The organism is Muriicola sp., from assembly GCF_049669965.1.
Lineage (GTDB): Bacteria > Bacteroidota > Bacteroidia > Flavobacteriales > Flavobacteriaceae > Muriicola.
Window position 1 is genome coordinate 58,872 of record NZ_JBATLB010000119.1, and the last position, 14,533, is coordinate 73,404.

The following is a 14,533-nucleotide window of genomic DNA, read 5'->3' on the forward strand; positions in this document are numbered from 1 at the left end:
TGTATTTTAACAAATCATTGAGCATTTTACCCCTCTTGAAGTAATTTCTGAAGTTGTTTCCCAAAGTAGATCATGCGTTTAATTTCCTTGACACTAAGTAGGCGCTCTTTTTTCAGGATCAACAAAGCGGTGCTATTAGACTCTACATGATAATAGGGATTGCTTTCCAGGAAGAGCACCAATTCATCTGAAAAAAGACTGGAGATCGCGGGCTGATCTTCTCCACTTAGGCGAAAACGCCGGTTAAAGTCTGGGTGATTCGGAATCTCTATCTCATCAAAGCCAGAAAGATTGTACAACAAACCGAGCAAGCCTTCTTTGTCTAAGGTAAAAACAGGGATATTTGTAGGGAGTGAAATATGCATTACCGTAGCTTTGATGACCTCTTTGGCGATAAACTCCCCTTCGGTAAATTCTACATCAAAAACACCGATCTTATTTTTTTCATCCCCAAGCTGATTGTAGCAATACCGGATCTCACGAGAACTAAAAAAGATAAAGTTTCTTAAAAAGAGAGTGTCTTTCTTTTTTTTTGGGACATACTTCCATTTAAAATCTTTAGCTGCTTCTTTCAGGTCTTCCTGTCTTCTTGTAAAATAACGCTCAATAGGTTTTAATGCCCTCAGTGGAATTATTTTCCGAATTGCAAAAGGATGAACGGAATTGGTTTCGTGCTTATCCAAGCCTATAAGTTCAATATGTCCTCCTTTATGCTCAAAGATGTCCCGGTAATTTTCTAAGCCCTCCAGTACCGTATGATCTACAAAACTGCACATGGAAAAATCTACCACCACTTCCTCATTTTCGGAGATAACGTCTAATTTATTTTTCAGTTTGTAGTAATTCATAAAGCTGCAGAAGTGTTTTATACTCACAAAATAATTTCCCCCATCTGCCTCTCTGAACATTAGAATATTTGGCTTAAAGAGATGGGTTATAAAAAGCAACACACTTTTATTGATCAGGATATGAATGATAAAAGTAACAAGGATGCCTACGGCAATACCCGCAATGAGGTTGGTGGTAAGGGTGGCTAATACGGTGGCCGTAAAGATGATGATCTGTTCTTTCCCAATGCTGGCTATTTTTTTAATGGCCGCAGGGGTGGCCAATTTATACCCTGTATAGACCAAAATGGCTGCCAGGGCAGATAGGGGGATCTTCCTGAGCTGTTCCTGAAAGATCAACACAAAGGCTACCAGGAATGCCGCATGGAAGAAGTTTGAAGATCGGTTAGTAGCCCCGCTATTTACATTTACGGAACTTCTGGCAATGACCGTTACCACATTAAGGCCTCCAATAAAACCGCTGATGGTTGTGGCCAGGCCAAGGGCCTTAAGATCTTTATTTACATTAGAATGCCGGTTTCCCAGATCTAGTTTGTCCACAGCTTTAATGCTTAGGAGCGATTCTATACTTGCTATGAGAGTGATGGCCAGCACTGCCAGCATAAATTGTGCTTCCATGACTTTTCCAAAATCTGGAAAGACCAAAGAGGAGAGAACATTCTCCGGGATGGGGATCAGAAACTTCTTTTCAATAGGATAGGGGATGCCAGACCAGGTGCAGACATAGCTAAACCCAATGGAAAGGATAAGGATCCACATCGGGGCTGGTATCAACTGCACTACCCGGTTCCGGATTTTAGCATAAAATCCCATGATCAGTAAGCTTAAAAAGCCTACGATGGCTGCAGAAACAATACTTACACTATCTGTTTCCCACAAAGCGTAAAGTCCGGCTGGGATCTGAAATAAGAGACTGAGAATGTTGCCTGCCTCATTATTGTGCCCTATCATAATGTGGAACTGTTTAGCCAGTATCCCTATGCCTATGGCTGCAAGCATCCCCTGAATGGCAGAAGCAGGAAAAAAATCGGCCAATCGCCCCATCCTGAGAAAGCCCAGGAGTATCATAAGCACACCAGAGAAAACAACGGCCGCCAGGGTAAAGAGATAGCCCTGATAAAGATCCCCGCCCCCTAAGGCTGTAATGGCTCCTAAAAGAACGATGACCAATCCGTTTCCCGGCCCGGTTATAGTAACCTGAGTCCCGCCCAGGAGGGCAACGATCACCCCGCCAACTACAGCTGGAATGATTCCTGCAATAGGAGGAGCTTCACTGGCCAGCGCCAGGCCCAATCCCAGTGGAAGGGCAATTAAAGAGACTACAAAACCAGCAAAGACATTCTTGGGAAGGTCCTTTATAAAAATGGCGGTTTGGCTTTTTCTCGCTGTCACTTGGGGGGTCTTACAATCAGTACATCCGTAGGAAGGTCGGATAGGATATATTCAATATCGTGAGGGAAAATCCGGTCCAGGACCCCTATTTTCTCAGGGGCATTCATAACCAGTAGATCGGCTCTGACCACTTCGGCATAATGCCCAATGGAATAACCTCTTCTCCCAAAAATACTCTGGATCTTAACATCTATACCTTTGGTGAGGTTTGCAGGGAAGCTGCTAATCAGATTTCGAACGCGCGACTCTTCTTTTCGTTTCAATCTTTCTTTTCTCAAAGAGGCACGCTTCAAAGAACGGTCGTCTTCCACTGTTACATGAACTTCTTTCTGGGTGATCTCTTCTACAATGGTGATTTGTTGCACCCCAAGTGCCCGGGATATCTGAAAAGCTTTTAGAACGGCCACAGGCGTATTGGGATCGTCAAATCCATTTACAACCACATGTTGGGATGCCACCCTTACCGCAGAAGGTTTAATTAGTAACAAAACAGAACAACTCACCTTCCTGGTAAGGTCTCTGGCGATAGTTCCCATATAAAATTGATACATATTCTCGTGCTGTAAGGCACCGAGAACAAGCAGATCTATAGAGAACTTTTCACAGGCCTTTAGAATGGTAGGAACCGGCTTGCCCTCCATCCATTGTACTTCCGGATGATTTTCTGGATATTCAATAATTGTGAGCAAGTTTTCAATGATAGCGCTCTTTTCGGGTGTTTTGGCCCCAACGTGCAACAAAATTAGTTTGGTGTTGAAGTAATAGGCGATACGTGTAATTTCCAGGATATTCACCTCCAACGAAGGCGAAAATGCAAATCCGAATAAGATGGTCTTGAAGGGGCGGTAGATTTTATCCATGGGCACTATTGTGCGTAATATACCATTTATTGTGCGAAAGAAAAGTCGCCAAACCAGATCTCTCGTTAAATAGAAATATTCAAACTATTTTCAGGGTTTGTTCAATATTGTTTTTATTTGCGATATCTAGCAGTCAGGGAGGGAACATAATCTAGCTCCCAACGCAACAAAGGGGATAAAATGGTAGAATTAGCAGGAATAATCATACTGGGGATCATAGCGCAATGGGTAGCCTGGCGCCTCAAACTACCCGCCATATTGCCATTGATCCTGATAGGCTTGCTGGTGGGCCCTATCTCTACGCTATTTACGGAGAACGGCGAAAAACTCATACAACCCATCTGGAATGGAGAAAAAGGCCTTTTTCCAGGCGACGGACTCTATTATTTTGTTTCCCTGGCCATTAGTATTATTCTTTTTGAAGGAGGGTTAACCTTGAAACGATCCGAAGTTTCAAATGTAGGCCCTGTTATAACCAAACTTATCACCGTTGGAACCCTCGTCACCTTTTTTGGCGCGGGCTTCGCTGCGCATTTTATTTTTGACCTAAACTGGCAGATCTCATTTTTGTTCTCTTCCTTGATAATTGTTACGGGTCCTACGGTAATTACACCCATTCTAAGAAATATTCCGCTCAAGAAAGATGTTTCGGCTATTTTAAAGTGGGAGGGTATCCTCATAGATCCAATTGGTGCGTTAGCAGCAGTATTGGTCTTTGAATTTATTAGTGTTGGGGAAGGGCAGGCCTATACCAAAACGGCCCTTATAGAGTTTGGAAAAATATTGCTCTTTGGAAGCACCTTTGGTTTCACCTTTGCACACGCCCTGGCCTTTGCGATTAAAAAGAATTTTATTCCACACTACCTTCTCAATGTGGTGTCATTATCCGTGGTGCTGCTGGTGTTCGTAGAATCGGACATTTTTGCACATGAATCCGGCCTATTGGCCGTAGTGGTTATGGGGATGGTTATGGGGAACATGAATCTTCCCAATCTAAAGGAACTGCTCTACTTTAAAGAATCGCTGAGCGTCCTCCTTATTTCCATTCTATTTATACTGTTGGCGGCCAATATCAACATTGCCGATATGGAGCTTATTTACAACTGGAACACAGTCATCTTGTTTGCAGTGATCGTTTTTCTGATAAGGCCAATAGGGGTCTTTCTCAGCACCAGAGGATCCGGACTTAAAGTCAATGAAAAGATTTTTATTGGCTGGGTGGGTCCAAGAGGGATCGTAGCGGCCGGTATTGCCTCCCTATTTGGCTCTAAGCTTATGGCGAAGGGAGAAGTAGGAGCAGAATACATTACCCCCCTGGTCTTTATGATCGTATTGGGCACGGTCTTGCTAAACGCTACTACGGCCAGGATATTTGCAAAATGGGTAGGTGTTTTTCTGGAACGCTCCGAAGGTATCCTTATCATAGGCGCCAGCAAGGCGTCTCGGATCATTGCCAACTATTTGCAAGCCAATAAGAGACATGTGGTCGTCATAGACAATAACGAATCGAATATTGAAAAGTGTAAAAACATGGGCCTGGAAGCCATTACTGCCAATATTTATTCAGATAATCTTACAGACAACTTAGAATTGAATGATGTGGGATATTTGATGGCCCTTACAGGGAATTCTGACATCAACAAATACGCCATTGACAAGTTTAGAACACAGTTTGGGGAGAACGGTTCTTTCCGCCTGGTGAACGTAGATGAGATGAATGATCCGGAGAATAACCCAAAGGAGGGTCTTTTTTCTCACACGGACGATTTTATCAAACTAACGGAAACGGTCCGGAAGTATCCTGCCATCCATGAAATAGAGCTAAAGGACCAGAAACATTACGAAGGACTTATAGAAATTACTAAAGCAGATGATCATATCATCCCTGTCTTTTTAAAAGCCCCAGATGACGAACTCATTATTATAAGTTCGTTCTCCAAAGAGTTTAAGGATATAGGCGAAGGGTATAAACTGGTATATCTTGGAAAAATGTTCGAATCTTCGGAAAGTGCGGCTGCTAAGAAAATAGATAAATCCTAATCGTTTAATTTTAGCACGGCCATAAACGCTTGCTGTGGGATCTCTACATTCCCTACCTGCCGCATTCTCTTTTTCCCCTTTTTTTGCTTCTCCAGTAACTTTCTTTTTCTGGAAATATCCCCTCCATAACACTTAGCGGTTACATCTTTTCGCAGCGCCTTGATGGTCTCCCTGGAAATTATCTTTGCTCCGATGGCTGCCTGAATTGGAATGTCGAATTGTTGCCTTGGGATCAGCTCCTTAAGTTTTTCGCACATTTTTTTCCCAATATTGGCGGCATTATCTGAATGTATCAGGGCAGATAGGGCATCTACCGGCTGGGCATTTAACAAGATGTCTACCCGCACCAATTTAGAGACCCTCATCCCAATAGGGGCGTAGTCAAACGAGGCATAGCCCTTGGATACAGTTTTTAGCCGGTCGTAAAAATCAAATACAATCTCTGCCAACGGCATATCAAAATTCAGTTCCACCCGTTCGGTAGTCAGATAGGTCTGATTGGTGATCTGTCCTCTTTTTTCGATACACAAAGACATCACATTCCCGACAAAATCCGATTTTGTGATGATGGTAGCCTTAATATATGGTTCTTCCACACGGTCCACGGTAGAGGGATCAGGCAGGTCGGACGGATTATTCACAATCACAGGGATCTCCGGATTTTTCCGGGTAAAGGCATGATAGCTTACATTGGGAACCGTGGTGATCACGGTCATATCAAACTCGCGTTCCAATCGCTCCTGAATGATCTCCATATGGAGCATTCCTAAAAAGCCACAGCGAAAACCAAAGCCCAGTGCGGCACTACTTTCCGGCGTAAATACCAAAGAGGCATCATTTAGTTGTAGTTTTTCCATAGAAGACCTCAACTCCTCAAAATCTTCGGTATCTACGGGATAGATCCCTGCAAAAACCATAGGCTTTACGTCTTCAAACCCCGCAATAGGGTTCTGGGTTGGGTTGGTAGCATCTGTGATAGTATCTCCCACTTTTACTTCCCGGGCATCTTTGATCCCCGTAATTAAGTAACCTACATCCCCTGCTTTGATACTGGTCCTCGGGAGTTGTGTGAGTTTTAAAGTGCCCACTTCATCCGCAAAATAGGTTTTGCCGGTGGCCACAAATTTTATCTTTTGTCCTTTTTTAATTTCCCCGTTGATCACCCGGAAATACGTTTCTACGCCCCTAAATGGGTTGTAGACAGAATCGAATACCAAGGCCTGTAACGGCTCATCCAGGATGCCTGTAGGGGCAGGGACTCGCTCTATGATCGCCTTTAGGATGGCTTCAATTCCAATACCGGTCTTGGCACTGGCCGGGATCACATCTTCGGCCTTACATCCCAATAGGTCCACTATATCATCGGTCACTTCTTCCGGACTTGCGCTTGGAAGGTCCACTTTATTGAGCACCGGAATAATCTCCAGATCGTTTTCCAGGGCCAGATACAGGTTAGAAATGGTCTGTGCCTGTATGCTTTGTGCCGCATCTACCACCAACAAGGCGCCTTCACAGGCAGCAATGGAACGAGACACTTCATAGGAAAAATCTACATGCCCGGGGGTATCTATCAGGTTCAGTACATAGGTCTGCCCTTCATACTGATATTCCATTTGGATAGCATGACTCTTAATGGTGATCCCGCGCTCTCGCTCAAGGTCCATATTGTCTAACAACTGCTCTTTCTTTTCACGTTCGGTTACGGAACCGGTGAAATCGAGAAGCCTATCGGCCAGGGTGCTTTTCCCATGATCAATATGAGCTATGATACAGAAGTTTCTGATGTGTTTCATTTTCCTTTTCTTGCGCTGCTCTTAAGAGCGGCAAAGATACTGCTAAAATTACTTATTCCTGCCACTCGGCTATAAACAAGTTGGTGTCTCTTGTCCCCCCGTTGTTACGATTGCTGGAGAATGCCAGATATTTTCCGTCATTGGAAAACACCGGAAAGGCATCGAAGGTCTCCCCGTGGGTTACCCGCTCCAAATTTTTCCCATCAATATCTATAAAATACAGATTGAACGGAAAGCCTTTTTCTGCCTCAAAATTACTGGAAAACAATATCTTTTTTCCGGAAGGGTGGAAGAACGGACTCCAATTGGCATTCCCTAAAAAGGTAAGCTGCTTTAAGTTGCCACCATCGGCATCGCAAATAAATAATTCCATTTCCGTTGGTTGTACCAGCCCCTGGGATAATAACTCCTTGTATTCTGCAATGGCCTCTTCGGTCTTTGGCCTGCTGGCCCTGAAGATTATCTTGCTCCCGTCCGGGGAGAAGAAGGCGCCACCATCATAACCTAATTCGTCTGTAATCTGGGTAACTTCACTCCCATCGAGGTTCATAGTGTATAGTTCCAGATCCCCGCTGCGCATGGAGGTAAACACAATTTTATCGCCTTTTGGGGAGACGGTGGCTTCAGCGTCATAACCCGGAAGATCTGTGAGCTGGTCCACGATGTTTCCCTCAAGATCCGCCACAAAGATGTCGAACGATTCATAGACCGGCCAAACGTATTTTCCGTTAGAGCGCAATGGCACTTCCGGGCATTCCTTGTCTACAAGATGGGTAGAACCGTATACAAAATGTTTATTGTCTGGCAGAAAGTAAGAGCATGTGGTGCGCCCCATACCGGTGCTGATCATAGGGGGGATGCTGTCTTTAAAATTTTGGGAGACATTCATCAGGAATATTTGATCGCATTCCATTCCCCATTCTTTGTTGTTCGATTGGAAGAGCATCATACTGTCATCAAAACTCCAGTAGGCCTCTGCGTTGTCCCCGCCAAAGGTGATCTGGCGAATCGACTTAAAATATTTTTCCTCCGGATAGATGAGCGTATCCGAACCCGCCATCAAGGAAGTGGTTTCTACAGAAGGCTCTTCGGTACTTTTTGGATCTGTTTTACAGCCAACGGCTGCGATTAAGAAGAATAAAACGGCAATTTTTCTCATGAGTTGACTAATTTTGTTCAAAATTAATGGCAATTATGATGAAACAAAGCATATGGCTCATTTTTCTTGTACTATTTATTTCCTGCAAGCAAGAGCCAACGAAGATCTATACCCTGCAAGACGATGTGGCCCTTTTGGCGAGCGACTCCCTGATGGGGCGCGAAACGGGAACCGAAAACGAATTAATGGCAGCCAATTACCTGGCTGGCCGATTTAAAGGCATTGGGCTGGCCCCTGCAGGCATGGCCGACACCTATTTCCAGACCTTTACCTTTAAACCCAAGAAAGATCCGCATCAGGAAGTAACCTATATAAAAGCGGGAGACAGCACCATTACCGGCACTAATGTCATAGGTTTTATAGACAATAAAGCATCCAATACCATCATCCTGGGGGCCCATTATGACCATTTAGGCATGGGAGGCGAAGGATCGCTCTACCGAGGTGATGCCGCTATCCATAACGGAGCAGATGACAACGCAAGCGGGGTGGCCGTGCTCTTACAACTGGCGCAAAAACTAAAACAAAGCGAATTAAAAGGGAACAATTACCTCATCATGGCCTTCTCCGGAGAGGAAATTGGCTTGTTGGGCTCTAATTACTTTGCCAAGAACCCTACCATTGAGTTAGAGAATGTGAACTATATGATCAATATGGATATGGTGGGCAGGCTCCGCGATAGCAAAGTGCTCTCTGTAAGTGGTACAGGAACGTCCAGGATTTGGCCACAAGTACTGAACGCTAATAATCAGGATTTTGAGCTGGTACTGAAAGAATCAGGAGTAGGGCCCTCGGACCATACATCTTTTTACCTGCAAGACATCCCGGTACTTCATTTCTTTACCGGGCAGCACGAAGACTACCACAAACCCACCGATGATGCAGACAAGCTTAATTATGAGGGGATGGAACAGATCACTACGTATATCATGGGGGTCATTACCGAATTGAATGATGATGCAAAACTGGCCTTTATGAAAACAAAGAACGAAAGCGAGGAGGTCCCCAGGTTTAAAGTAGCTATGGGCGTTATCCCTGATTATTTGTTTGGCGGAAAAGGCATGCGTATTGATGGTGTAAGCGAGGAAAAACCCGCCCAAAGGGCCGGACTCCTAAAAGGAGATGTGGTTGTGCAAATGGGGGACAGCACCGTGGTAGATATGATGAGCTATATGCGGGCACTTTCTGCTTTTGAAGAAGGAGATACTACCACCGTGGTGGTAGACAGGGAGGGAAAACAGATCAGTGTACAGATAAAATTTTAGAACTTTTTGATATTCTATGCGGAGATCTGATTGTAGGGAGACCTGCCTTTTTTTGCGGAGCATCTAAGATAATTTCATAGATTTACCATCCACCTACAGCACTATGAGATTCCCCATCTTCATTTTACTGGGATTAATCCCCATGGTACTCATGGGTCAGACCTTCAGGGTTTCAGGATCTGTGAAGGATGCTGAAGGGAAACCTTTGCCGTATGCCAATGTAATTTTATTGCAAGTTGCAGATAGCACCCAGCTCAAGGGGATCTCTGCCGATGAAACAGGCCATTTTTCCTTATCAGATATCAGTCCGGACACCTATTACCTCCAGGCAGCGTATTTTGGCTATACCTCTGTTCTTGTGGCGCTCGATATTAGGCGCGATATTGAAATTGGCGCCATTGTGCTGGAGCCAGACAGCCAATGGTTAGATGAGGTGCTGGTTACCGGAAACCAACCTTTGATAGAACGCAAGGCAGATAGAATAGTGTTTACTGTAGAGAATACAGTGGTGAGTGAAGGCAATGCGTATGATGTCTTACGGAAGTCCCCCGGGGTAATTGTATCCCAGCAAAATCTGGAAATAAAGGGACAACAAGCCACGGTCTATCTTAACAACAGGAAAGTACAGTTGTCACAAGATGAAATTCAACAATTCCTGATGGGCCTCTCAGGGAACATGATCTCGGCCATTGAAGTAATCCCTAACCCCCCGGCCAGTTACGCGGCCGAAGAAGGCCCAATCCTCAACATTCAAACAACCACCAATGTGGTGCCGGGCTATAAAGGGAGTGTAAGGGCCCAGGCAGAACAGTCTGTTTTCCCCAAATACAGTATGGGGACAGGGCATTATTTTAAGAGCGATACCTTTAGTTTCTTTGCCAATTATACGATTAATCCCAGAAAGGAATTTATTCATTCCGATATCGGGATCCGGTTTATTGATCCTGCGAACAGCATTTTTGCCAATTGGGATACCGATAATGACATTACAACCAGATCCTGGGCACAACAGGCCACTGTGATCCTGGATTTTCACCCCTCGGAAAGACATTTTGTAAATCTAACCTCCAACCTGAGTTTTTCTCCCAATAAAAAAATAAAGAATGAGGTGTTTACGGTAATGCGAAACAGCCTTGGGCAACTAGACTCTACCTTGCAGAACGAAAGTGACCTGGATGAGGACCTGCTCAACATCTCAACAGACCTAAGTTATGAGTACCGTTTAAAGAAACAAGGTGCTTTTGTAAAGGCGAATGCTCATTACACATATTACGAAATGTCGCGTCAGCAAATAGGGTCCAGTGATTATTTTGACCCCTCCGGCCAGTTTATACGCAACTTCGGATTTTCTACTGATGCCCTGCAGGATATTTCCATTTATACGGGGCAACTCGACTTTTACACGCCGCTCCAAGGGGGTAGTTTTGAAACCGGTATACGAGGCTCTTCCATAGAATCGAACAGCAGGATAGACTATTTTGATGTAAACAACACCCAACCTCCGTTTAATATTGCCCTGTCTGATCAGTTTCGCTATAACGAAGAAGTAGGGGCACTCTATGCGAGTCTCTACAAGGACTGGGGAAAATGGGCCCTGAAATTAGGTCTACGAGGAGAACAAACGTGGGTTGAGGCCCGCTCCTTGTCTTTGGACCAGATCAATACCCAAAACTATTTTGAACTGTTCCCTTCGTTTTTTCTGAGCCATAAGCTGGGGGAAGATCTTAGCCTGATCTTCGATTACAGCCGCAAGCTCACCAGGCCTAAATATTCAGACCTCAACCCCTTCCGGTACTTCCTGAATGAAAATGATTACGATGAGGGCAACCCCAACCTGGTGCCCAATTTCAGCCATAACTTCAACCTTAATTTCAATATAAAGGATACTTATTTTATCGACTTTTACTACAGGGACAATGGGGCATATATTAGCAGACTCACCTTCCAGGACAATGTAAACCAAACCCTTAGGGAAATTAAACAGAACGTGTTGGAGAGCACCTCCTATGGCCTGGACCTAACATTGGCTACATCCCTTACTCCCAAGTGGTATGTGTACTTTTACAATTCCATTTTTTATGAGGACGAAACATTTCTCGCTGTGGAAAGTGCTATTGAAAGCGCTACCAACAAGGTAACGGGGTATTACGGCGATCTGAGCAATAGTTTTACGCTCTCTAAAGACGGGAGCTTAAAGGGAGACGCCTCCCTTACTTACTTCAGTGGCTTTCTCTATGGCTCCTTTAAGGTGTCGGAGACCGTTAATCTAAATGTAGGGCTGCGCAAATCGCTTTGGAACAACAGGGCAGTACTTTCCCTCACCGCAGAAGACCTGCTGAGAAGAAATAATGCCACCTTTGTGTCGCGCTATGCCAACCAGGACAATACCTTTTTTGGGAGACGGGAAACACAATTCGTCCGCCTGGGGTTTACCTACAATTTTGGAAATTACAAACTTAACAATGCCAGTGGTGATCTCCAGAAAAGCGAATTACAACGTCTTGATACCGAGTAAATTCCTGTTATTCCGTCTTTTATTTATAATTTTGCCGCGCTAGTAAAAAGATTATGCCCAAGATAGGAGATATACAACTCCCGGATTTCCCCCTGCTACTTGCCCCCATGGAGGATGTGAGTGATCCCCCTTTCCGCGCGCTTTGCAAGGAACAGGGAGCAGATGTGGTATACACAGAATTTATCTCCTCAGAGGGCCTTATCCGCGATGCCGCCAAAAGCGTCATGAAGCTCGATATCTATGAAAAAGAACGGCCTGTGGGGATACAGATCTTTGGGGCCAACCTGGATTCTATGCTGCAGTCTGTAGAGATCGTGGAAAGATCAAATCCGGATATCATTGATATTAATTTTGGTTGCCCTGTAAAAAAAGTGGTTTGCAAAGGTGCCGGGGCCGGCATCCTCAAAGATATAGACAAGATGGTCTCGCTCACCAAGGCCATGGTAGAACATACTAAACTCCCGGTGACCGTAAAGACTCGACTCGGATGGGATCAGGATTCCATAAAGATCGTGGAGGTAGCGGAACGGCTGCAGGATGTAGGGTGTAAGGCCATCGCTATCCACGGTAGAACCCGGGTACAGATGTACAAGGGCAGCGCTGACTGGGCGCCTATTACCGCTGTAAAAAATAATCCGAGAATGCATATTCCTGTTTTTGGAAATGGGGATGTTGATAGCCCGGAAGCAGCTAAAAGAATGCGGGACGACTTTGGGCTGGACGGGGCCATGATTGGCCGCGCCAGTATTGGGTATCCCTGGTTCTTTAAGGAGGTAAAGCACTACTTTAAAACCGGCATGCATTTAGAGCCGCCCACCATGGAAGAACGTGTTGATGCGGCTCGCAGGCATCTGCAGATGGCGATTGATTGGAAAGGGGAGAAACTAGGCGTTTTTGAAACACGCAGACATTACACCAACTATTTTAAAGGGATTCCTAACTTTAAGGAACATCGTATGAAGATGGTGACCAGTGATGAGGCCGCCAATGTTTTTGCAGCCTTTGAGGAGGCGCTGGAGACCTTTGGGGATTATCAGTTTGCTTAGGCAGACAACAACTTCTTATTTACCCGGCTACTGGCGATCCTTGAAGCCAGGACTCCCAGGATCAAAATAGTTCCGAGAACTATCAGCACATTGATCCAGTTGTATTCTACCGGATAGGAGAGCGAAGGAGTGATTTTTAACCAGCCAAACAGCAATTGGGACCAGATAAGCAAAGAAGCGAGAAAGATCCCCAGTAGTCCGCCCAACCCGGTTACCAACAAACCTTGTATAAAGTAAATACGTCGTATTTCTTTTACGGTGGTGCCCAGGCTGTAAAGGGTTCTGGAATTTTGTTGCTTGTCTAGTATCATCATAATGATGGCACCCACTACATTAAAGAGCGCAATGATAAGTACCAGGGTAAAGATGAGGTAGGTAGCCAGGTTTTCGGTATTGAGCATCTTGTAGAGGGTACTGTTCTGTTCCTGCCGGTTTTTAAGCAGCACCGTATTACCCACAACAGCTTTTATATTAGCCCGCACTTCGGTGGCATCGGCCTCTGGGGTAAGTTCAAAATTAATGGCAGAGATCTCATCGTTTCCTCGTTCTAACAGCGCCTGTACCAGAGGCAGGTTGGCAAAGACATATTTCTTGTCCAGGTTCTCTTCTACCGCATATACCCCGCTCATCACCAGGGAGAGCTCATTATAGGGTTTAGATTGAAGCGAGGGGCTGCCTTTCCCCGGTTTTGGGGCCAGCACAATTAGGGGATTTCTGTAGTCGTTGATGGTGAGTCCAAGCATATTGGCAATGCCCAAACCAATAACGCCCTGCTGGTCACTTATCTCCCAGGAGCCCCAATAGATGGCACTATCTATTTTTGTAGCCCTGGCATAAGAGGTATCTACCCCTTTGATAAAGGCTACATGACTCTTTTGTTTATGGGTAAGGTAGACCCGTTCTTCCAATTCTTTGGAATAAGCAGCAATGCCTGTTATGTTCTGTAATTCTTGTTCTGTATCTGGCCTTAGACTAAAGTACTTTCCTGTTTGCGGAGTAGCTTTAAGGCTGGGGTCAAAGGTCTCGCTAAAGGAAAGGCTAAAAGTTTTGAGTCCGGCGAAACCAGACAGCACTATAAAGAGGGCCGCTGCGCCAATGACAATCACCAAGAAGGTGATAAAATTGATGATATTCACCGCATTCTGGCTGCTTTTGGAGCGCACATACCTTTTGGCGATGTAGAAGGGGAAATTCAAAGGGCTGTTTTTTCTAGGTTTTTTTTCTTTTGGGCAGCAGGTCCCGGTTCTCTATGGGGTTCTCTCCTTTTTTTAAGGATTTTTCAATCCCGTCTATATAGTCGAGCGAATCATCCAGATAGAAATGCAGTTCGGGCATTCGTCTCAGCTGGTGGCGGGTACGCTGCGCCAGGGTGTGTTTAATTAGGGGTTGTTGTGCCTTCATCCCCTCTATAAGTTCTGCTCCATTGGTGTTGGGAAACACGCTCACATAGACCTTGGCAATAGAAAGGTCTGAGGTAACCGTTACCTTAGAAATAGAAATAAGGGTACCTTTCATACCTCCGTCTGTGGCGGCGCGTTGGAGGATGTCTGCGAGATCTTTTTGAATGACCCCTGATATTTTTTTCTGTCGTTGGGTTTCCATGGGGCAAAAATAC

Annotated in this window: 10 protein-coding genes; 4 read left to right on the forward strand and 6 right to left on the reverse strand. The window is 45.0% G+C overall.

What is annotated here, in order from left to right; all coding sequences use genetic code 11:
- Positions 1 to 26: 26 nt before the first annotated feature.
- A complete protein-coding gene (locus WBM49_RS06575) occupies positions 27 to 2,240 on the reverse strand; it encodes a SulP family inorganic anion transporter (RefSeq protein WP_424371259.1) in 2,214 nt (737 codons plus the stop codon).
- Positions 2,237 to 3,100: a universal stress protein gene (locus tag WBM49_RS06580; protein WP_424371260.1), complete on the reverse strand. Its 864-nt coding sequence runs from the start codon at positions 3,098 to 3,100 to the stop codon at positions 2,237 to 2,239. The genes WBM49_RS06575 and WBM49_RS06580 overlap by 4 nt, the downstream gene beginning before the upstream one ends.
- A gap of 180 nt (positions 3,101 to 3,280) precedes the next feature.
- Between WBM49_RS06580 and WBM49_RS06585 the strand changes: the two genes are divergently transcribed.
- Entirely contained in the window at positions 3,281 to 5,140 is a 1,860-nt protein-coding gene (locus WBM49_RS06585; RefSeq protein ID WP_424371261.1) for a cation:proton antiporter, read from the forward strand.
- On the opposite strand, the gene lepA is transcribed toward WBM49_RS06585, so the two are convergent.
- Both lepA and WBM49_RS06595 read right to left on the reverse strand, forming a co-directional pair.
- Positions 5,137 to 6,933, reverse strand: a complete 1,797-nt coding sequence (gene lepA / locus WBM49_RS06590; RefSeq protein ID WP_424371262.1) for a translation elongation factor 4 — start codon at positions 6,931 to 6,933, stop codon at positions 5,137 to 5,139. The two genes, WBM49_RS06585 and lepA, sit on opposite strands and share 4 nt — an antisense overlap.
- 52 nt (positions 6,934 to 6,985) lie before the next feature.
- Positions 6,986 to 8,092 (reverse strand): hypothetical protein, encoded by a 1,107-nt coding sequence (locus WBM49_RS06595; protein ID WP_424371263.1) that lies wholly within the window; start codon positions 8,090 to 8,092, stop codon positions 6,986 to 6,988.
- A 38-nt stretch (positions 8,093 to 8,130) separates the two neighbouring features.
- Here WBM49_RS06595 and WBM49_RS06600 point away from each other — a divergent pair, with 38 nt between their 5' ends.
- The 3 genes from WBM49_RS06600 (at position 8,131) to dusB (ending at position 12,918) form a co-directional block, all read left to right on the forward strand.
- On the forward strand, positions 8,131 to 9,357 hold the full coding sequence (locus WBM49_RS06600; protein WP_424371269.1) for a DUF4910 domain-containing protein: 1,227 nt from the start codon (positions 8,131 to 8,133) through the stop codon (positions 9,355 to 9,357).
- A 103-nt stretch (positions 9,358 to 9,460) separates the two neighbouring features.
- Entirely contained in the window at positions 9,461 to 11,872 is a 2,412-nt protein-coding gene (locus WBM49_RS06605) for an outer membrane beta-barrel family protein (protein WP_424371264.1), read from the forward strand.
- Between the two features lie 53 nt (positions 11,873 to 11,925).
- Complete coding sequence (gene dusB / locus WBM49_RS06610) at positions 11,926 to 12,918, forward strand: tRNA dihydrouridine synthase DusB (RefSeq protein WP_424371265.1); 993 nt, start codon at positions 11,926 to 11,928, stop codon at positions 12,916 to 12,918.
- Here dusB and WBM49_RS06615 read toward each other — a convergent pair.
- Together WBM49_RS06615 and rbfA are read right to left on the reverse strand one after the other, a co-directional pair.
- Positions 12,915 to 14,114: an ABC transporter permease gene (locus tag WBM49_RS06615; RefSeq protein WP_424371266.1), complete on the reverse strand. Its 1,200-nt coding sequence runs from the start codon at positions 14,112 to 14,114 to the stop codon at positions 12,915 to 12,917. The two genes, dusB and WBM49_RS06615, sit on opposite strands and share 4 nt — an antisense overlap.
- A gap of 13 nt (positions 14,115 to 14,127) precedes the next feature.
- Positions 14,128 to 14,520: a 30S ribosome-binding factor RbfA gene (rbfA, locus tag WBM49_RS06620; RefSeq protein ID WP_424371270.1), complete on the reverse strand. Its 393-nt coding sequence runs from the start codon at positions 14,518 to 14,520 to the stop codon at positions 14,128 to 14,130.
- Between the last annotated feature and the right edge of the window lie 13 nt (positions 14,521 to 14,533).